We start from the raw sequence: 19,222 nt of genomic DNA on the forward strand, positions 1-19,222 counted from the left end.
GTCGGAACTGTGACTCGCGCACACGTCTAATCGATCGCGGAAAATATGTGGAACGGTGTCGGAACTGCCACCCCTTCTGGAATCAGAAGCCCTTCGACGTCAACCCGGCGGCCGCCCCGGAGGGGCGTATCGACCAGATCGAGGCGATCGACTGGCTGCGTTATTCGAACCTCGGGCTGAGGAAGGTCGACGCGAAGGCGGTCCGTGAGCTGACCCGGAAGTTCTTCAACTCGGGCTGGTCGCCGAATGACATCACCTACGCGCTGGGTCACGAGCCGGACGGCGCGTTTCCCGGAGTGGGGCCGCAGCCGCACGATCCCGCGGATCGCGTCCATTCCTGGCTGCGGCAGCGGTTGAACTCCTGGTGCGACTCGGATCGGGAGCCGCTCCTTTCGGTCTCGCAACTGAGACTCAAGCGGGCCGAGGCCATGAAGGCCGCGCAGCAGCAACGGGCGCGGGAGCTCCGGGAGCAGGCGGAGCAGGTGGCACCCACCTATGCCGCCAGCACCTCGGGGGCCCGCGCGGTTGCCGTGCAGGCGGCGATGAGGGGGAGGACTAAGCGGCGCGAAGCCGAGATCCGAGCCCAGAACGTCATCGCCGAGGAGATCGCAGAGCAGCGGTCGGCCGTGACCCATTACACCGCGGCGCTGGATCGCATGTCCGAGCTGGCGGAGTCGGAGCGGAACCCGGGCGGCGGGAAAGCAGCAGCGGGCTGGCGAGGATCAGCAGCCCCGCGACCGTGATGGCCGTGCGAGGGCTGGTGGCGCCGACTAGCGGCCCGCCGCGCGCTGAGGATGGCGATGGCGGCGCCGCTGCCGATCGACCAGGCCAACAGGGTACGCACGACGCGGTCGCCGGGCGTGTGCTCCAGTCGATAGGTGGCCAGCACCGGGTTGTACAGGCTCATGCTGATGATGATCGCGAACTCGACGGCGATCACGGCGGCGAGGCCGGCGACACCGGGCTGGACGAAGGCGAGGCCGATCAGCCAGATCGCGCGCAGCGTGCCGACCGTACGCAGGATCCGGTGTTGGCCGTACCGCGCGACGACCCGGTTGGCCAGCCGTGAGCCGAGCAGCCCGCCGAGGCAGGGTACGGCGAAGGCGAGGCCGTACTGCCGGGGCGGGAATCCGAGCTGGCGGAGCAGCAACATGACCAACAGCGGTTCGGTGGCCATGATCAGTCCATTGACGACCAGCTGGTTGAGGTAGAGCGCCCGCAGGCCGGGATGGGTCAGGAGGTGCCGCCAGCCGTCGAGCAACTCGCCGGCCCGGACCCGGCCTTTGTCGGTGCGCCGCAGGGGTTCCTCCCGGCTACGGATGGCGGTGACCGCCAACGCGGAGAGCAGATAGCTGAGCGCATCGGCCAGCACGGTGGTGATCGGCCCGAACAGGCCGATCGTAGCCCCGCCCAGTGGCGGCCCGACCGCGATGGAACTCCACGTCGTCGACTCGAACCTCGCGTTGGCCACGAGCAGGTCGTCCGGCCGGACGAGGGCCTTGAGGTAGGCGCCGGCGGCCCCGTTGAAGGCGATCTTGGGGCGGCGACCACGGCCGAGACGGCCAGCAGTTGGACGAAGCTGAGCCGGCCGAAGGCGTACGCGATCGGGATCGTCATCAGCGCCGCGAACCGGGCCAGGTCCATCGCGATCATCACCGGCCGCTTGCGCCGGAACTCCACCCACGGCCCGAGCGGCAACGCGATCAGCGCGCCCACCGCCGGCCCCACCGCGGACAACGCGGACACCTGAGCGGGGCTGGCATCCAACACCAGCACGGCGATCAGCGGCAACGCACCAAACCCCAGCCCGGTGCCGTAGGCGCTGACCGCGTAGGCCGTCCACAGCCACCCGAACTGCCGACCCAGGGATTGTCTGGCCCGCACGCTCCCCTCCCGCCGTTGATCGCGTTGAGCAAAGCAGGGCCGGGGAAGGCGAATCAAACAACCGGACCGGCGGCGATCCACCACCGCCTGTTACCTCGACTCCCTAGGAACCCGACACCGACGTCTGGACCCCAAGATGGGGACAGCGACTCACCCTCCCCCCACTTCCCCCCGCGATCTTGCAGTTACGGCCCCAAAGATGACCGGTTTACCGCATTGGTCCGGGCCTCAAGTGCAAGATCGCGGAGGAGGGGGTGGCGTGCGGCGGCGGCAGAGGGTGCTCGGGGTGGGTAGGGGAGGTGTTAGAGGGCCGGATTTGGCGCCGACGGCTGCGGATAGTGCGCTAGGTACGAAGCGAACCGCGGCGGTAGCTCTCCGGGGTTTGAATCATGCAGGTGATGCCAGATGCGGTTCTCTGCCCAGAACCGGTAGGCGAACTCCTCGAACGTGGACGCGCACTGGTAGATCACCCCGGATTCCTGGTCGTGCCCGTAGTCGGATTCGAGGTCGAACGCGTGCACGACGCATGCCGGTTCCCCCTGGCGCAGGTATAGGTACCAGACGACGCAGTCCTGTTGGTCGGAGAGGAACCTAACCAGGAACGCGCCGGGTTCGACGGGACTGAACGTGGGCAGCGGGCCGAGGCTGGTCCAGCATCCGGTCACGGACCCGCGGTCCAGCTCGTCGGCCCAACCGTCCCAGGAGTAGAACTCGACGAAGTCCTCCGGCAGCGTCACACCGACGGCGTTGAGGCTGGTGCCGAGGCGAGTCAGCAGGTCGATGTTGCCGGCGTGGCGTTGCCCCGATCGCCGAGCCACCGGAAGCCGTCGAGAGCGTCGAGCACAGGTGGCACGCTGTCGAGCGGGTACCGCTCGTAGGTGGCCCGGCATGGGCGGTGAACCCCGAGATCTGTCGCACACCAGGATGACGCCAACTCAACCAGCATGCCGCCATGCTAGAGATGATCAGCTCTACAAGCTCCCCGCCTAAGCCGCCGCCCGTGCCGTTTCTCAGCCTGGCCCAGATCCGAACCGGAATGCCGGGGCGGACGTAAGTGCAGGCACAGGACAGTAATCGATAAAGGTGGCTGACTATGCTTCGGTGATGAGCGAAACAGCCGCGCAACCTTTCCCGCTGGCGGCTTCCGCCGAGGTCGACTCCCTGCTGTCAGTGCTCGAGCGTAACCGGCGCACCTTCGCCTGGAAGACAGAAGGGCTCGACGATAAGGGTCTGCGCGCGACCACGGCGGCCAGCGCGATGACGCTCGGCGGCCTCGTGAAGCACATGGCCCTGGTCGAGGCGGACTGGTTGGCAGTCAAGCTCGCCGGGCAGGAGCACGGCGCCCCGTGGGACACCATGGATTTCGACACCGACCCTGACTGGGACTGGCGCACCGGGGCCCGGGACTCTCCGGAAGATGTCTACGCCCTGTGGCGGAACGCCGTCGAGCGGTCGCGCAAGGCCGTGGCTGAAGTCATCGAGGAGCGCGGTCTCGACGGACCCGCGTCCTTCACCTGGCCGGACGGCCGCACACCCAGCGTTCGGGCCATGCTCTTGGACATGGTCGAGGAGTACGCGCGACACACGGGCCACGCGGATCTCCTCCGCGAGGCGGTGGACGGCCGGGTGGGCGAGAATGCACCTCGGGACTTCACCATCTGAGTGCGGATTGTCTGGCACCGCCGGGGTCAGCCGCGCAGGCGCAGGCCGCGGGGGGTGGCCCGGAAACCGGCGGCGGTCAGCGTCTCGCTCAGCGGGGACGAGCCCACCGCCTCCCCGTCGGCCCGCTCCACCGACATCGCGCCGAGCGCCCCGGAGTGCACCGCGTCGGCCAGCGCCTTGCCGGCTGCAGCGAGGGCGTCCAGGTCGTCGGCGAAGGAGAGGATCGTCCGCCCGCCCCGCTCGACGTAGAGCACCAGGTCGCCGCCGACCAGCACGACCACCGCGCCCGCCTTGCGGCCGGCCCGGTGCCCGGTGGCCGGGGCCGCCCCGTCGCCCGAGTCGACCACGCGCTCGGGCCAGGGCAGCGCCGCGCCGTACGGGTTGGCGGGGTCGGTGGCGGCGAGCACGAGGGCCGCCCCGCCCCGGCCCCGGTCAGGCCCGGCCGGGTCGGCGAGGGCGCGGATCCGGTCCACCGCGCCGGGCACCGCGAACTGGGCCGCGCCCAGCCCCTCCACGAAGTAGCCCCGCCGGGCCGCCCCGCGCTCCTCCAGCGCCGACAGCACCGGGTACACCGCGGCGAAGCCGCCGGTCACCTGCTCGGCGACGACCGCCCCCCGGGTGACCACGCCGTGCCGCTCCAGCAGCACGTCGGCCAGGGCGGCGGCCCGCCGGGTGGGGTCGAGGTCCCGTTCCGGCAGCCGGGACCAGCGGCCGGCGACGGTGGGCGGCCCGGTGCGGCTGGGCAGCGCGACCCGGCCCGGACGGCGGTACCGGGTGCGCGGCGCGGTCGGCCGGGACCGGTGCGCCCCGCCGCCGCCGAGCGCCGCCCGCAGCGGGGCGAGCGTGTCGTTGGTGAGGTACCCGGCCCACACCAGGTCCCAGAGCGCGGCCGTCAGCGCGGCGTCGTCGGTGGATTCCACCCGGTCGGACAGCGACCGGAAGAACAGCGCCTGCCCGTCGGCGAGCGCGTCCAGCACGGCGTCGTGCAGCGGGGTACGGGTCAACGCGTCGTCGGGCGGCGGGAGCAGCAGCGGCGCGGCGTCGGCGTACGCGAGGGTGACCCAGCCGTCGCCGCCGGAGATCGCCCCGGAGCCGGCCCACAGCACCTCGCCGCTGGCGCACAGCTCGTCGAGCTGGGCGGGGGAGTAGTCGGCGACCCGGCCGGGCAGCACCAGGCGTTCCAGCGCGGACGCCGGCACCGCCGCCCCCTGCAACTGCTCGACGGCGGCGGCGAGGGCCTCCACCCCCCGGGCCGACGAGCCGACCTGCTGCCAGCGGGGCAGGAACGCCGCGAGCGCCCGGGGCGGCACCGGCTCGATCTCCCGGCGCAGCGCGGCCAGGGACCGGCGGCGCAGCAGCCGCAGCACCTCGGCGTCGCACCATTGGGTGCCCACGCTGTCGGGGGCGAACTCGCCGGACACCACCCGCCCGGTCGCGGCGAGCCGGCGCAGCGCCTGCTCCACCACGAACGCCCCGAGGCCGAACCGGGCGGCGCAGGTGGCCGTGGCGAACGGGCCGTGGGTGCGGGCGTACCGGGCGACCAGGTCGCCGAGCGGGTCGGCCACCGGGGCGAGGTACGCCTCGGCCACCCCGACCGGCAGCGCCACGCCCAGCGCGTCGCGCAGCCGGGCGGCGTCCTCGACGATCACCCAGCGGTCCTCGCCGGCGACGCGCACCCGCAGCACCCGGCGGGCTGCCGCCAGCTCGGTGAGCCAGTCGACGGGCGCCCCGCGCTCGGCCAGCTCCGGCTCGGACAGGTCGCCGAGGGTGCGCAGCAGCTCGACGACGTCCTCGGCGTCGCGGGGCCGGCGCTGCTCAGTGCGCCAGCGCAGTTGCCGCTCGGTCTCGGCGAGCACCGCCGGGTCGAGAAGCTCGCGCAGGTCGACCCGGCCGAGCAGCTCGCCGAGCAGCGTCGAGTCCAGCGCCAGGGCGGCGGCCCGCCGCTCGGCGAGGGGGGCGTCGCCCTCGTAGAGGAACGCGCCGACGTACCCGAACAGCAGTGACCGGGCGAACGGCGACGGCTGGGTCGTCTCCACCTCCACCAGGCGGACCTTGCGGGTGGCCAGGTCGCGCATCAGCCCGGCCAGCGCGGGCTGGTCGAAGACGTCCTGGAGGCATTCCCGGGCGGCCTCCAGGGTGACCGGGAAGTCGGCGTACTCGCGGGCCACGTCGAGGAGTTGGGCGGCGCGCTGGCGCTGCTGCCACAGCGGCTGCCGGCGGCGCGGGTCGCGGCGGGGCAGCAGCAGCGACCGGGCCGCGCACTCCCGGAACCGGGACGCGAACAGCGTGGACGTGCCGACCGACTCCTCGACGAGCTGGGTGATCTCGTCGGGCTCGAAGACGACCACATCGGCGCCGGGCGGCTCCTCGGCGGTGTCCGGCAGCCGCACCACGATCCCGTCGTCCGACGGCATGACCTGGGCGTCGACGCCGTACCGTTCGGCCAGCCGGCGGCCGATGGCCAGCGCCCAGGGGCCGTTGACCCGGGCGCCGAGCACCGAGTGCACGGCGAGCCGCCAGTCGCCCAGCTCGTCGCGGAACCGCTCGACCAGCACCGTCCGGTCGTCCGGCAGGGACCGGGTGGCGGCCTGCTGCTCCCGCAGGTACGCCATCAGGTTGCCGGCGGCCCAGTCGTCCAGCCCTCCGGCGCGCAGCGCGGCCACCGCCTCCTCGTCGCCGTGGCGCACCAGGGCGCGCACCCGGGCGCCGATGGCCCGGCCCAGCTCCACGGGCCGGCCGAGCTGGTCGCCCTTCCAGAACGGCATCCGCGCGGCCTGCCCGGGGGCGGGCGACACCAGCACCCGGTCGGGGGTGATCTCCTCGATCCGCCACGACGACGAGCCGAGCAGGAACACGTCGCCGATGCGCGACTCGTAGACCATCTCCTCGTCCAGCTCGCCCACCCGGGCGGCCCGCTCCGCGCCGGCGAGGAAGACCCCGAACAGGCCCCGGTCGGGGATGGTGCCGCCGCTGGTGACGGCGAGTCGCTGCGCGCCGGGCCGGCCGGTGAGCACGTCGGCGGCCCGGTCCCAGACCAGCCGGGGCCGCAGCTCCGCGAACGCGGTCGACGGGTACCGGCCGGAGAGCATGTCCAGCACGGCGTGCAGCGCGGAGTCGGGCAGCTCGGCGAAGGGTGCGGCCCGGCGGACCAGGACGGCGAGGTCGCCGACCCGCCACGGATCGAGGGCGACCATCGCGACGATCTGCTGGGCCAGCACGTCGAGGGGGTTGCGCGGGTGGTGCAGCTCCTCGATGGCGCCGTCGGCCATCCGCCCGGCGACCACCGCGCAGGACAGCAGGTCGCCCCGGTGCTTCGGGAAGACCACGCCCCGGGAGACCGCGCCGACCTGGTGCCCGGCCCGGCCGACGCGTTGCAGGCCGGCGGCGACGCTGGGCGGGGCCTCGATCTGCACCACCAGGTCGACCGCGCCCATGTCGATGCCCAGCTCAAGGCTGGAGGTGGCCACCACTGCGGGGAGCTGGCCGGACTTGAGCGCCTCCTCGATGTGCTTGCGCTCCTCCCGGGAGACGCTGCCGTGGTGGGCGCGGGCGATCACCGGGGCCGCCCCGGCCGCCGCGCCGGACTGGGCCATCACCTCGGCCGGCGGCCGGGCGGGGGATCTCTCCGGGGGTACGAGGCCCAGCTCCTCGGCGGCCAGCTCGTTGAGCCGGGCGCAGAGCCGCTCGGCGCTGCGCCGGGAGTTGGTGAAGACGATCGTCGAGCGGTGCGCCCGGATGAGGGCGAAGACCCGCTCCTCCACGGCCGGCCAGATCGAGGCCCGGCGCGGGCCGGGGCCGCCGAGGTCGTCGGCGGGCTGTTCCCGCTCGTCGAGGCGGGTCATGTCCTCCACCGGGACCTGGACGCTCACCTCGATGGTCTTGGCGCTGGGCGGCTGCACCACGTCGACCGGGCGGGCCCCGCCGAGGAACCGGGCGCAGGCGTCGACCGGCCGGACGGTGGCGGACAGGCCGATCCGCTGGGCGGGGGCGGGCAGCAGCTCGTCGAGGCGTTCCAGGGAGAGCGCGAGGTGCGCGCCGCGCTTGGACCCGGCGACCGCGTGAACCTCGTCCACGATGACCGTCTGCACGCCGCGCAGCGAGTCCCGCGCGGCGGAGGTGAGCAGCAGGAACAGCGACTCGGGGGTGGTGATGAGGATGTCCGGCGGGGTGCGGGCGAAGGCCCGCCGCTCGTCGGCGGGGGTGTCCCCGGTGCGCATCCCCACGGTGATCTCCGGCGGGGCCACGCCCAGCCGGGTGGCGGCCTGCCGGATGCCCGCGAGCGGGGCGCGCAGGTTGCGCTCGACGTCGACGGCGAGCGCCTTGAGCGGGCTGACGTAGAGCACCCGGCAGCGCTGCCGGGCCTCGGCCGGCGGCGGTGACCCGGCGAGCCGGTCCAGCGACCAGAGGAACGCCGCGAGGGTCTTGCCGGAGCCGGTGGGCGCGACGACCAGGGCGTTTCGGCCTGCCGACACGGAACGCCAGGCGCCGACCTGGGCGGCGGTGGGCGCGGCGAAGGCCGCGGTGAACCACTCCCGGGTCGCCGGGCCGAAGCCCGCGAGAACCCGTTGCGCCTCCACCGCGCCGAAGCCGGCCGTCACCTTCGCCACGCCCCCATCCTGCCCCGGAGGTGGGACATCCGCCCCGGCCCAGAGAGGCGGCCCACGCCCGACCAGTCCGGGTGGCTGTTTGAGTGCGGCGAAATGCGTGCAGAAAGTGCGCTTTCTTCTGTTAAGTCTTACTTAACTGCTTGCTTGTGAGCCGCAACCTAAAGTAACTTCACTCACAGTGCTAGGGGTGAGGAGAGCGGATGGCCGTCGAGGAACGAGGCGCCGAGTTCGGCACCGACGTGCTCATTCGCAAGGTCGACAGCCATCTTGCCGCACTCCGCGCCGGCCTGCACGGCCCCGAGCTGGAGCTGGCCGAGCAGCTCGCGAGCTGCCTTCGGGAGCTGGTCCGGCAGACCGCCCAGTCCAGCGCGGCCGACCGGGGGCAGGTCCGCGCCGCCGTGCACTACTTCGTCCTGCGCCGGGAGAGCCGTGGGCGGCTGCTTCCCGTGCGGTCCCTCGCCGCCGCCCAGCGCGTGGTCAACAAGGTGGTGCTCCAGCTCGGCCGCCCAGACCTGCTGGTGGAGACCCGCCGCGACCCGCTGCTGGAGGGCAGCCCCCGCCTGCGGTTCGAGACCCGCCCCGAGCACCGACCGCACCATTGTGCGAACTGGTGAACTCTTCGATGTGATGGTCGAGCACATCGCCAGGCTGGGTCGAGTTGGCGTCCAAAGTGGTTAGCTGGAGTGGCGGCCGCTGCTATTCACGAATGCCTCGATCCCGTCGAGAACGCGTTGGAGGCCAAACTCGAATGCGTGCTCGGGGTCGTGGACCGCGTTGTAGTGCGTGGTGGCCGAGGTGCCGACCCGCACGGCGATGGAGTAACGCTCTCGGTCGAGCACCCGGTCCAGGAGGGGCGCGAGTGTGGTCCACCACTCGTCGTCGCTCTGCCCGGTCCGCTCGGAGATTGTCTTCCACTCCAGGAGGCTCGCGGTCGCGTCCCGGACATATCCGAGGACGAGGGCGAGGGCTGAGTCCATCTCGACGTCGGTCAGCCCGATCCCCTCGATGGTTCGCAGTTCGGCGTCGTACTTCGCGATCACGCCTGGCCCCTGCGGCGGTCGCCTGGGAAAGAGTTTCAGTAGCCAGGGGTGACGTTCGAACATCGAGCGGTTGGATCGGGCGACCTGCTCCAGGCGTGAGCGCCAGTCGCCGTGACTGTTGTCGTGGTGGACCTCGGCGCTGGTCCGGTCGACCATGATGTCGAGCAGTTCCTCCTTGCCGGGCACATGCCGATACAGCGACATGGTGCCGACGCCGAGTCGATCCGCGACGCTTCGCATCGACAGGCCGTCCAGCCCTTGTGCATCGGCGACCTCGATCGCGGCCGACGTGATCTGGTCGGCGCTGAGCCCCGGCTTGCGGCCGAGGCCGGAGTGCGTTCGCAGGTCCCACAGCAGTTCGAAGGTCCGTAGCAGGTTGCTGCGGTCCCGGGGTGCAGCGGTCATGGACATCTCCCCTGTTTGCGTATACCGTACCCAAACCACTTTGCGTACGGCGTACCCAAAGTGGTTTGGGTGTGACCCCCCCACACCTGTCATGAGACGGGAGGGCGACATGGTCGCAGCAGCATTCCGGGTGGGCCTGCGGGTAACCGACGTTGAGAGCGCCGCGCGGTTCTACCGCGGCTTCGGGTTTGGCGAGGTAGGGACCGTGCCAGACCCGCAGGGCCGTCCGGTGATGACGATCCTTCAACGAGGAGAGGTTCACCTGATCGTCGACGCCCTGCGGGGTATGCCGTTTGCCGATAGCGAGCGAGAGCGGCAGACCCAGGCCGGGCCACGAGGTCTCGGCGTGGCGATCGGTCTTGGCGTGGATGACCTTGAGGCGAGTTACGAGTACTGCCGAAGCTCCGGATGCACCATCACCTGTGAACCGATGGATGAGGCATGGGGCGATCGCGTGTTCGAATGCATCGATCCGTTTGGGTATGTCTGGGAGTTCTCTGAGCCCATCGCGGATGGGCAACCTCACGACGGCTTCGCGGCCGTGCAGGAAAAGTGGTTCCCAACCGGGCCAGCCGGCGCCTAAGGCATGTGTCGAGGTGCGGGAGACACACGGCCACGTCTCCGGCGGCAGGCAAGCGCGATCGCCGCCAACCGAAACCGACCGCTGTCCTGACGATCAGCGGAGATCCACCAGTTCCGGAGCGTTCCGGGGCCGGGCGGCTCCCGGGAACCGCCGTTGATCGGCCAGGCGTGCAAGATCGTGCTCGATCCCGGAAAGTGTGGCCTCCTACTCGTAACGAAGCCACACTTTCCCTGATCGAGCACGACCTTGTTCCCTGACCCGGCGCGATCCAGCGCGATCGTGTGCGCTCTTGTGTGCTCGTACGGGCCCGGACCACGCCAGGGGCTCGCCCGCTCAGGGAGCAAGCCTGGACGCCGGAGTAAGAGGCAGGGTCGTTGCGTTGTCGGGGGTGCGGTCTCTGGCTGGCCCGGGGACCGTGGCCCGGGGATCGTGGCCCGGGGCGGAGCTGTGGGCGGGGCGGTCGATGCCGTGGGGCGGCGCCTATGGAGCTGAGTCGTTTACGTCATCACCGCCGGTCGGGCCACCGCCGTCGCGTTACCCAACGCCCCGTCGGGTTACCCACCCCCGTCGGATCGTCGCTTACGGTCGTCGAGCGCGTCGAGCGCGTCGAGCGTGGCTGATGTCGTATCCGACTCAGCTCCATAGGCGCCGAGAGGCATACCTGCCGTGGAGCGGCGCCCACGCCAGGAACCCCAGACCTCCTGATCGAAGCGCTCCCGCCCGACTTCGCAATCGCCCTGGAGCGGCGGGCCCGGCGAGCCCCATTCCGCTCTCACCCACGCCGAGCCGCCAGCGCCGGGCCGAGCCGAGCCGCCAGCGCCGGGCCGAGCCGAGGCAGGCCGACTTCGACACAGGCTCTAACGGTAAGCCGGTCGGGGAGCGGGTAAGGCCGCCTCCGCGATGTGGCCCGCCCGCCGCGTCAGCGAACCCGCCGCCGAACCCGCCGCCGAACCCGCCGGCCGTCCCGCGTCGGCCACGAAACAGGCCCCCGGCGTATGCCGAGGGCCTGCGGGTCGAGCGAGGTCAGCCGACGCTCTTCGCCAGGTCGACGAGGCCGCGCCACGCGGCCGGCGAGAAGGAGAGGGTTCCGCCGTCGCGGTCCTTCGTGTCACGGACGAGGACGACGCCGGGCAGATTGTCGGCGACCTCGACGCAGTCGCCGCCGTTGCCGCCGCTCTTGGTGCTCTTGCGCCACTGCGCGCCGGTCATGTCCATGCTGCTGCCGCTTCCCTCAGGAGGTCAAGGGACTGCGACCGAGACAGGGCCTCGCCTCGGATGCGTTCCCACCGTCGTTCGAGCGTAGCAAGTTGGGACGCCTGATCGATGATGTGCGCCTGGGCCTGGCTGTCCACATGTGCCACCCGCGCCCCGCCGGGAAGCTCGGCGATCGTGAAGGGGCCGTCGAGCCCCGGATAGGTCGGGGCATCGCGGGGAACGATGTGCAGTTGGACGGTCGGAAGCTCCGCGCAGGTCACCAGGTGGGCGAGCTGGGCCGTCATGATCGCCCGCTCTCCGGCCGCCGCCCGGCGGATCACCTGCTCGTCGATGACAACGACGGTCATGGGCGCCCGGTCGCAGGTGAGGATCGCCTGCCGGTCGATACGGGCCCCGACCAGGTCGTCGACCTCGGCCGGCGATAGTGGCTGCCCATGGAACGTGGCGCGTGCGTACGCTTCGGTCTGTAGCAGGCCCGGCACCCAGGCCAGTTGGAAGGCACGCAGGGCGACCGCCTCGCGCTCGATGTCGACCCACGGCCGGAACCACACCGGTTCGCGGCGCAGAGCATCCGGCCACAGCTCGGCAACGTCCTTTCCGAGTATCTTCGCGATCTCGGCACGGTGCCGGGTCTGTGGAATGCGCCCCGGGTTGGCCCAGCGGGCGACGGTCTTCGGGTGAATCCCTATGCGACCGGCCAAGCTTTCGGAGGTCTCGCACGCCTCGGCGAGGGCTGCGACGAACGCATGGTTCATGCCTGAGTCCCTTCAAGAGCAAACAGAACGTCCGAAGGAAATAATCTAACGCTGTGTGATTGTTTGGCAACCCTCGGCAGGCTGTCGTCAGGACAGCGTGGGTTGGCAGGCGAGGAGTGTGCCCCGGCCCGCGTTCGTCGAGGGGGTCGCCCGGTCCTTCCGACACACCCGAGCGGGTGGCCCCCTCTCCAATCTCCACGGACAGGGGGCCGTCATGCCGCACCGAGAAGGACGTCGCCCCGGAGGATCGCGGTGAGCGCCCGACCGATCCACCCGGGCGACGTGCTGCGCCTGACCCGCGCCGCGAGCCCGCAGTTCGTCAGGCCGATCACCGTGCGGGTCATCCGCGAGATGAAGAACCAGCACACGTACCACGGCTGGACATGGGTCGAGGCGTACGAGCTGAACGCCGCAGGTGACGCGGTCGCGAAACGCGAGCTGTTCGTGCTGCGCGAAGGGCTGCACCGGCTCGCCGCGACCCTGCGGCAAGCCGCGCCGGCCCGGGGTGCGAGCCCCATCCGGGTGTCCTGATGCCCCGCCGACACCTGCCGATGCGGCCCGCCTGGCTGTGCCGGGTCTGCGCCGCGCAGTGGCCCTGCCCGGCGGCGCAGCTCGACCTGCCCACCGAGTTCCACGGCCACACCGTCGCGCTCGCCTTCTACCTGGCCGCCCTGATGCACGAGGCCATGGACGACATGTACCGGCTCGGCGGACGCCCCGACCCCGCCGCGATGCACGCCCGGTTCCTCGGCTGGCTGTCCCCGACGCGCCAGTCACGCGGCACCGAACGCCCGCCAACGCTCCCTGAATTCCGGCAAAACCGCCCATAGGGCCGTGAACTGGCGTCTGATCGCTCATAGGCGCTTCCCTCGGCGCGCACGGCTGCCACCTCGACCGGGAGCGCGGGTGCTCGTACTGCTGATCCTCCACCTCGTGGCGGCGCTCGTCGCGCCGCTGCTGGTCCGGTGGTGGGGGCCGCGGGCCTGCTATCCGCTGGCGCTCGCGCCGGCCGCCGCGTTCGGCTGGGCGCTGGCCCGCACGCCCGCGGTGCGCGACGGCGGCGCGGTGGTCGAGACGTACCCCTGGGTGCCGCAGCTACGGCTGGAGCTGGCCTTCCGGATGACCACCCTGTCCTGGCTGATGACCCTGCTCGTCGGCGGCGTGGGGGCGCTGGTGCTGGTCTACTCCGCCCGGTACTTCTCCGCCAGGTCGGCGGGGCTGGCCCGGTTCGCCGCCGTGCTGGTCGCGTTCGCCGGCGCGATGCTCGGCCTGGTGCTCTCCGACGACCTGCTGCTGCTCTACGTCTGCTGGGAGCTGACCACGATCTTCTCCTACCTGCTGATCGGGCACAGCACCGAGCGGCGGCCCAGCCGCTGGGCCGCCGCCCAGGCGCTCATGGTGACCACCCTCGGCGGGCTGGCCATGCTGGTCGGATTCCTGATGCTCGGCCGGCACGCCGACGGGTACCGCTGGTCCGCCCTCACGGCGGCCGACCTGCCGCACGGCGGCTACCTGGCCACGGCAGTGCTGCTGGTGCTGGCCGGGGCGCTGACCAAGTCGGCGGTGCTGCCGTTCAGCTCCTGGCTGCCGGCGGCGATGGCCGCGCCCACGCCGGTCAGCGCGTACCTGCACGCGGCGGCGATGGTGAAGGCCGGCGTCTACCTGCTCGGGCTGCTCGCCCCGGTGCTCGCGGCGGTCGGCCCGTGGCGCCCCGTGGTGGTCACCGCCGGGCTGCTCACCATGCTGGCCGGCGGGTGGGCGGCGCTGCGCCAGACCGACCTGAAGCTGCTGCTGGCGTACGGCACGGTCAGCCAGCTCGGACTGCTCACCGTGGTCCTCGGGGCGGGCACCCCGCAGGCCGCGCTCGCCGGCACGGCCATGCTGTTCGCCCACGCGCTGTTCAAGGCGGCGCTCTTCCTCGTCGTCGGCGCGATCGACCACACCACCGGCACCCGGGACCTGCGGGAGCTGTCCGGGCTCCGCAGGCACGCCCCACTGCTGGCCACGGTCGGGACGCTCGCCGCGGCCTCGATGGCCGGCGTGCCCCCGCTGGTCGGCTTCGTCGCCAAGGAGGCGGTGCTCGCGGCGTTCACCGACCATCCGCTGGTCCTCGCCGGGCTGGTCGCCGGGACCGTGCTGACCGTCGCCTACAGCGCGCGCTTCGTCTGGGGCGCGTTCGCCGACCGGCCGCCCGTCGCGCCCGTCGAACCGGACCCGGTCCCCGCCGCCATGCTGGGGCCGCCGGCCCTGCTGGCCGTCGCCGGGCTCGTCGTCGGGCTGCTCGCCGGCCCGCTGGGCGGCCTGCTGCGCCCGTACGCCGAACTGCTCGGCCCGGTCGACGAGAGCCTCGCGCTGTGGCACGGCCCGACCGCCGCGCTCGGCCTCTCCGCCCTGGCCCTCGGCGGCGGCGCGGTGCTGTTCGCGCTGCGCGGCCCGCTCGCCCCCGTGGTGGAGCGGGTCCGCGCGCCGGTGGACGGCGCCCGGGGGTACGAATGGCTGACCCACCAGTTCGACCGGCTCGCCATCGAGGTCACCAGCGTCACCCAGCGCGGGTCCCTGCCCCAGTACCTCGGCACCATCCTGATCATCCTGGTGGTCGTTCCCGGCGGGGCGATGCTGACCGTCCGCCCCTGGCGGCAGGGGATCGCCCTCTGGGACAACCCGTTGCAACTGGTGGTGGGGCTGGTCATCGCGGTGGCCGCGCTGGTGGCCGTCGGCGCCCGCCGCCGGCTCACCGCGATGCTGCTGGTCGGGGTCACCGGCTACGGCATCGCGATGCTGTTCGTCCTGCACGGCGCGCCGGACCTGGCGCTGACCCAGTTCCTGGTGGAGAGCGCCACCATCGCGGTCTTCGTGCTGGTGCTGCGCCGGCTGCCCGAGCGGTTCTCCGCCCGTCCGCTGCGCCGCAGTCGCTGGGTACGCCGCTCGATCGGCGTGGCCGTCGGCGTGGTGCTCGGCGGGTTCTCCCTGGTCGCGGCCGGGGCCCGGACCGCGCCGCCGATCTCGCTGGCCTTCCCGGACCTGGCGGTCGCCGCCGGGTACGGGCGCAACGTCGTCGACGTGACCCTGGTCGACATCCGGGCCTGGGACACCATGGGCGAGATCTCGGTGCTGGTGGTGGCCGCGACCGGGGTGGCCAGCCTGATCTTCGAGCGCTCCCGGACCGGTCCCCGCCCGCGCCGCCCCCGACGCCCCGAGGTGCCCCGCCACCCGGGGCCGCAGCGGCCGGTCTGGCTGCGCGGCGGGCCGACCCTGCGGGAGCACCGCCGGTCGATCGTCTTCGAGGTGGTCACCCGGCTGCTCTTCCACACCATCGTGCTGTTCTCCCTGTTCCTGCTCTTCTCCGGCCACAACGCGCCGGGCGGCGGCTTCTCCGGCGGCCTGGTGGCCAGCCTCGCCCTGGTCGTGCGCTACCTGGCCGGTGGCCGGTACGAGCTGGCCGAGGCGGCCCCCGTCTCCGCCGGCACGATCCTCGGCGCGGGCCTGGCGGTGTCGGTGGGCACCGGCGTGGCCGCCCTCGTCGCCGGCCGGTCCGTGCTGGAGAGCGTGAAGGTCGACCTCGCGCTGCCCGGCGTCGGAGACCTCCACGTCGTCTCGTCGCTCCTCTTCGACATCGGCGTCTATCTGGTCGTGGTCGGCCTGATGCTGGACATCCTGCGCAGCCTCGGCGCGGAGATCGACCGGCACATCGAGGCGGCCGGCAAGCGCGAGGGCGGGCTGGTCGTCGACCCGGAGGGGAAACGGCCGTGAACGGAACCGGGACGACCGTGGTGCTGGTGGTGGTCGTCGGTGTGCTCGCCGGCGCCGGCGTCACCCTGCTGCTGGAACGCAGCCTGACCCGCATCCTGCTCGGCGTCATCCTGCTCGGCAACGGGGTGAACCTGCTGGTCCTGCTCGGTGGCCGGTCCGGTGGGGCCCCGGTGGTCGGCACGGGCCCGGTCGACCGGATGAGCGACTCGCTGACGCAGGCGATGGTGCTCACGGCCATCGTGATCACCTTCGGGCTCACCGCGTTCCTGCTCGCGGTCGCGTACCGCAGCTGGTACCTGGAGGGCAACGACGAGGTGCAGGACGACCTGGAGGACCGCCAGGTCGCCGAGCTGGCCGCTCGCAAGGAGCTGCCCGCGCCCGACCTCGGCGGCGAGGGGCCGGACGAGGACCCGGAGCAGGTCGCCCCGGAGCCGCACCTGCGCCGCCTGAGGCGGACGGAGGAGCCGTGACGGGTCACCAGGCGCTCGTGCCGCTGCCGGTGGTGGTGCCCCTGTTGGGCGCCGCGCTCACCCTGCTGCTGGCCAACCGGCCCCGGCTGCAACGCGACGTCAGCGTGATCGGGCTGAGCACCAGCCTGGTGGTCGCCGTGGTGCTGCTGGTCGAGGCGTACCAGCATGGGCCGGTGGTGGTGCGGATCGGCGGGTGGCCCCCACCGGTGGGGATCGTGCTGGTGGCCGACCAACTCGCCGCGCTGATGGTGGTGGTCTCCTCGGCGGTGACGCTGTGCGTGCTGCTCTACTCGATCGGCCAGGGGCAGGGGGAGACCGGCGAGTCGGCCCCGTTGACCATCTACCACCCCACCTACCTGGTGCTCACCGCCGGCGTGACCAACGCCTTCCTCGCCGGCGACCTGTTCAACCTCTTCGTCGGCTTCGAGATCCTGCTGGCCGCGAGCTTCGTGCTGATCACGCTCGGCGGCACGGAGGTCCGGATCCGGACCGGGTCGATGTACGTGGTGGTCAGCATTCTGTCCTCGATGATCTTCTTGGCCGGGGTGGGCCTGGTGTACGCGGCCACCGGCACCCTCAACATGGCCCAGCTCGCCCAGCGGCTTGACGCTCTGCCGGACAACGTACGGCTCTGCCTCCAGCTCATGCTGCTGCTGGCGTTCGGGATCAAGGCGGCGGTGTTCCCGCTGTCGGCCTGGCTGCCGGACAGCTACCCGACCGCGCCCGCGCCGGTCACCGCGGTCTTCGCCGGCCTGCTCACCAAGGTCGGCGTGTACGCGATCATCCGCACCGAGACCCTGCTCTTCCCCGGTGGCCAGGTCTCCGGGCTGCTGATGGTGGTGGCCGGGCTGTCCATGGTGGTCGGCATCCTCGGCGCGGTCGCCCAGTCGGACATCAAGCGGATCTTCTCGTTCACGCTGGTCAGCCACATCGGCTACATGATCTTCGGGGTGGCGCTGAGCACCGTCGCCGGGCTGGCCGGGGCGATCTTCTACGTGGCGCACCACATCACCATCCAGACCACCCTGTTCCTGGTCGCCGGGCTGGTCGAGGAGCGGGCCGGCAGCACCGACCTGCGCCGGCTCGGCGGGCTGGCCCGGGTCGCCCCGCTGCTCGCGGTGCTCTTCTTCGTGCCCGCGATGAACCTCGCCGGCATCCCGCCGTTCTCCGGGTTCCTCGGCAAGCTGGGCCTGCTCCAGGCCGGGGTGGCGGTCGGCGGCCCGCTGCCCTGGGTGCTGGTCGCCGCCGGCACCGCCACCAGCCTGGTCACCCTCTACGCCGCGTCCCGGGTGTGGAGCATCGCGTTCTGGCGGGAGCCCCGGCTGGCCACCACCGAGCCGACGGTCCAGCTGCCCGCCCTGATGGTCGGCGCCACCGCCGCCCTGGTGGTGCTGGGCCTCGTGTTCACCGTCGCCGCCGGTCCGCTGTTCGGGGTCAGCACCGACGCGGCCACCGACCTGCGGGCCCGCACCCCGTACGTGCGGGCCGTCTTCCCCGGCGGCTCCCCGTGACCGGGGCCCGCAGCCCGGCCTCCCCCGGCGACCCGCGGCCGGCCCCCGGCCCCGACCGCCCCGACCGCCCCGACGGGCCGGCGGCCCGGGGCCGGAACCGGGCCGTGCGGTGGCGGGACCGGCTGACGGCCCTCGCCTGGATGGTCGGGGTCTGGAACCTGCTCTGGGGCCGGATCTCCTGGGGCAACCTGCTGGGCGGGCTGCTGGTCGGCCTGGCCGTGCTGGTGTTCTTCCCGTTGCCGCCGGTCACCTTCGGCGGCCGGCTGCGGCCCCGGGCGCTGCTCGTGCTGGCGGGCCGGTTCGTCACGGAACTGGTCAGCGCCAGCATCCACGTGGCCCGCGTCGCCGTGCAGCCCGGCTACCTGCCCCGGGGCGCCATCATCGCGGTACGCCTGCGGGTGCGCACCGACCTGAACCTGGCGCTGACCGCAGAGGCGATCTCGCTGGTCCCCGGCACCCTGATCATCGATGTCGACCGGGAGCGCGGCCTGCTCTACGTGCACGTGCTCGACGTACGCGGCCCGGCGGACCTGACCGCCAGCCGGGAACGGACCCTCGCCACCGAGGCCCGGATCGTCCGCGCGATCGGTTCCGCCGCCGAACTCCGCCTGCTGGACACCCCGGCCCCGGACATTCCCGTCCCCGCCGCCGCAGATCCCGACCCTCCCACCGACAGGGGGCCAGACCAGTGACCTTGCTGCTCGCTGCCGTGCTCACCGTGCTCTTCTCGGTGACCGCGCTGCTCGCGCTGACCCGGCTGTACCGCGGCCCCTCGCTGCTGGACCGCGTGGTCGCGGCTGACGTGCTGCTCAATACGATGGCCGGGGCGGTCGGGGCGGAGGCGGCGGTCAACCGGCACGCCACCACCCTGCCCGTGCTCGTGGTGCTGTCCCTGCTCGGCTTCGTCGGCGCGGTGGCCCTGGTCCGCTTCGCCGTCCGGGAGGAGTCGTGAGCGCGGGCGCGGTCGCCGACTGGCTGGGCGCGGCCTGCCTGGTCGCCGGCGGACTGCTCAGCCTCGCCGCCGGGATCGGTGTGCTGCGCTTCCCGGACGTGCTCGACCGGATGCACGCGGCCACCAAGCCGCAGGTGCTCGGCGTGCTGCTGATGCTCGCCGGGGTGGCGTTGCGGCTGCGCACGACGTCCGACATCGGCATGATCGTCCTGGTCGCGGTCTTCCAGTTGACCACCGCGCCGGTCGCCGCCCAGATGATCGGCCGGGCCGCGTACCGCTCGGGCCGGGTCGACCGCTCCCTGCTCGACGTCGACGAACTCGCCGAGGAGCGGTGAGGACATCCCTCAGCGGGCACTCAGCCGACGCCGATAAAATGGGCCACATGATC

General features: G+C 72.4%; 18 protein-coding genes. 12 read left to right on the forward strand and 6 right to left on the reverse strand.

The features are described from left to right. Nucleotides 1–47: 47 nt before the first annotated feature. Nucleotides 48–743 (forward strand): hypothetical protein, encoded by a 696-nt coding sequence (locus OG617_RS22090; RefSeq protein WP_405094920.1) that lies wholly within the window; start codon nt 48–50, stop codon nt 741–743. Here the strand turns inward: OG617_RS22090 and OG617_RS22095 are convergent. Both OG617_RS22095 and OG617_RS22100 read right to left on the reverse strand, forming a co-directional pair. Continuing rightward, nucleotides 635–1,471, reverse strand: a complete 837-nt coding sequence (locus OG617_RS22095) for an MFS transporter (RefSeq protein ID WP_405094921.1) — start codon at nt 1,469–1,471, stop codon at nt 635–637. The two genes, OG617_RS22090 and OG617_RS22095, sit on opposite strands and share 109 nt — an antisense overlap. 715 nt (nt 1,472–2,186) lie before the next feature. Beyond that, on the reverse strand, nt 2,187–2,702 hold the full coding sequence (locus tag OG617_RS22100; protein ID WP_405094922.1) for a hypothetical protein: 516 nt from the start codon (nt 2,700–2,702) through the stop codon (nt 2,187–2,189). A 286-nt stretch (nt 2,703–2,988) separates the two neighbouring features. Between OG617_RS22100 and OG617_RS22105 the strand changes: the two genes are divergently transcribed. Next, nucleotides 2,989–3,546: a DinB family protein gene (locus tag OG617_RS22105; protein ID WP_405094923.1), complete on the forward strand. Its 558-nt coding sequence runs from the start codon at nt 2,989–2,991 to the stop codon at nt 3,544–3,546. 26 nt (nt 3,547–3,572) lie between these two features. On the opposite strand, the gene OG617_RS22110 is transcribed toward OG617_RS22105, so the two are convergent. Then, a complete protein-coding gene (locus OG617_RS22110) occupies nt 3,573–8,153 on the reverse strand; it encodes an ATP-dependent helicase (RefSeq protein ID WP_405094924.1) in 4,581 nt (1,526 codons plus the stop codon). Between the two features lie 200 nt (nt 8,154–8,353). On the opposite strand from OG617_RS22110, the gene OG617_RS22115 reads away from it, so the two are divergent. Continuing rightward, the gene (locus OG617_RS22115; RefSeq protein WP_405094925.1) at nt 8,354–8,767 is read left to right on the forward strand and encodes a hypothetical protein; all 414 of its coding nucleotides are present in this window, start codon (nt 8,354–8,356) and stop codon (nt 8,765–8,767) included. A gap of 60 nt (nt 8,768–8,827) precedes the next feature. On the opposite strand, the gene OG617_RS22120 is transcribed toward OG617_RS22115, so the two are convergent. Continuing rightward, on the reverse strand, nt 8,828–9,598 hold the full coding sequence (locus OG617_RS22120) for a TetR/AcrR family transcriptional regulator (RefSeq protein ID WP_405094926.1): 771 nt from the start codon (nt 9,596–9,598) through the stop codon (nt 8,828–8,830). 109 nt (nt 9,599–9,707) lie between these two features. Between OG617_RS22120 and OG617_RS22125 the strand changes: the two genes are divergently transcribed. Then, the gene (locus OG617_RS22125) at nt 9,708–10,181 is read left to right on the forward strand and encodes a VOC family protein (RefSeq protein ID WP_405094927.1); all 474 of its coding nucleotides are present in this window, start codon (nt 9,708–9,710) and stop codon (nt 10,179–10,181) included. A 1,023-nt stretch (nt 10,182–11,204) separates the two neighbouring features. Here OG617_RS22125 and OG617_RS22130 read toward each other — a convergent pair. Continuing rightward, nucleotides 11,205–11,390: a DUF397 domain-containing protein gene (locus tag OG617_RS22130; RefSeq protein ID WP_405103885.1), complete on the reverse strand. Its 186-nt coding sequence runs from the start codon at nt 11,388–11,390 to the stop codon at nt 11,205–11,207. Next, on the reverse strand, nt 11,387–12,151 hold the full coding sequence (locus OG617_RS22135) for a Scr1 family TA system antitoxin-like transcriptional regulator (RefSeq protein ID WP_405094928.1): 765 nt from the start codon (nt 12,149–12,151) through the stop codon (nt 11,387–11,389). The genes OG617_RS22130 and OG617_RS22135 overlap by 4 nt, the downstream gene beginning before the upstream one ends. Before the next feature lie 252 nt (nt 12,152–12,403). Between OG617_RS22135 and OG617_RS22140 the strand changes: the two genes are divergently transcribed. The 8 genes from OG617_RS22140 to mnhG all read left to right on the forward strand — a co-directional run bounded on the left by OG617_RS22140 (nt 12,404) and on the right by mnhG (nt 19,169). Beyond that, complete coding sequence (locus tag OG617_RS22140) at nt 12,404–12,682, forward strand: hypothetical protein (protein ID WP_405094929.1); 279 nt, start codon at nt 12,404–12,406, stop codon at nt 12,680–12,682. Continuing rightward, nucleotides 12,682–12,981 carry a hypothetical protein gene (locus tag OG617_RS22145; RefSeq protein WP_405094930.1) on the forward strand — a complete coding sequence of 100 codons (300 nt, stop codon included), beginning with the start codon at nt 12,682–12,684 and terminating at the stop codon, nt 12,979–12,981. The genes OG617_RS22140 and OG617_RS22145 overlap by 1 nt, the downstream gene beginning before the upstream one ends. Before the next feature lie 76 nt (nt 12,982–13,057). Then, entirely contained in the window at nt 13,058–15,901 is a 2,844-nt protein-coding gene (locus OG617_RS22150) for a Na+/H+ antiporter subunit A (RefSeq protein WP_405094931.1), read from the forward strand. After that, the gene (locus OG617_RS22155) at nt 15,898–16,371 is read left to right on the forward strand and encodes a Na(+)/H(+) antiporter subunit C (protein WP_405094932.1); all 474 of its coding nucleotides are present in this window, start codon (nt 15,898–15,900) and stop codon (nt 16,369–16,371) included. Before OG617_RS22150 ends, OG617_RS22155 begins: the two co-directional genes overlap by 4 nt. Further along, complete coding sequence (locus tag OG617_RS22160; protein WP_405094933.1) at nt 16,368–17,882, forward strand: Na+/H+ antiporter subunit D; 1,515 nt, start codon at nt 16,368–16,370, stop codon at nt 17,880–17,882. The genes OG617_RS22155 and OG617_RS22160 overlap by 4 nt, the downstream gene beginning before the upstream one ends. Further along, entirely contained in the window at nt 17,879–18,574 is a 696-nt protein-coding gene (locus tag OG617_RS22165; RefSeq protein WP_405094934.1) for a Na+/H+ antiporter subunit E, read from the forward strand. Before OG617_RS22160 ends, OG617_RS22165 begins: the two co-directional genes overlap by 4 nt. After that, nucleotides 18,571–18,834 carry a monovalent cation/H+ antiporter complex subunit F gene (locus tag OG617_RS22170; protein WP_396675596.1) on the forward strand — a complete coding sequence of 88 codons (264 nt, stop codon included), beginning with the start codon at nt 18,571–18,573 and terminating at the stop codon, nt 18,832–18,834. Before OG617_RS22165 ends, OG617_RS22170 begins: the two co-directional genes overlap by 4 nt. After that, nucleotides 18,831–19,169, forward strand: a complete 339-nt coding sequence (gene mnhG, locus OG617_RS22175) for a monovalent cation/H(+) antiporter subunit G (protein WP_405094935.1) — start codon at nt 18,831–18,833, stop codon at nt 19,167–19,169. The genes OG617_RS22170 and mnhG overlap by 4 nt, the downstream gene beginning before the upstream one ends. Nucleotides 19,170–19,222: the final 53 nt, after the last annotated feature.

It is taken from the genome of Micromonospora sp. NBC_01412, from assembly GCF_045040215.1.
In the GTDB taxonomy this organism is placed as follows: domain Bacteria; phylum Actinomycetota; class Actinomycetes; order Mycobacteriales; family Micromonosporaceae; genus Micromonospora; species Micromonospora rubida.

Excerpts from the sequence above, each read along its gene's own strand:
- OG617_RS22105 (WP_405094923.1), top strand. The coding sequence starts at position 2,989 with ATGAGCGAAACAGCCGCGCAACCTTTCCCGCTGGCGGCTTCCGCCGAG.
- OG617_RS22115 (WP_405094925.1), top strand. The coding sequence starts at position 8,354 with ATGGCCGTCGAGGAACGAGGCGCCGAGTTCGGCACCGACGTGCTCATT.
- OG617_RS22120 (WP_405094926.1), bottom strand. The coding sequence starts at position 9,598 with ATGACCGCTGCACCCCGGGACCGCAGCAACCTGCTACGGACCTTCGAA.
- OG617_RS22125 (WP_405094927.1), top strand. The coding sequence starts at position 9,708 with ATGGTCGCAGCAGCATTCCGGGTGGGCCTGCGGGTAACCGACGTTGAG.
- OG617_RS22130 (WP_405103885.1), bottom strand. The coding sequence starts at position 11,390 with ATGACCGGCGCGCAGTGGCGCAAGAGCACCAAGAGCGGCGGCAACGGC.
- OG617_RS22135 (WP_405094928.1), bottom strand. The coding sequence starts at position 12,151 with ATGAACCATGCGTTCGTCGCAGCCCTCGCCGAGGCGTGCGAGACCTCC.
- OG617_RS22145 (WP_405094930.1), top strand. The coding sequence starts at position 12,682 with ATGCCCCGCCGACACCTGCCGATGCGGCCCGCCTGGCTGTGCCGGGTC.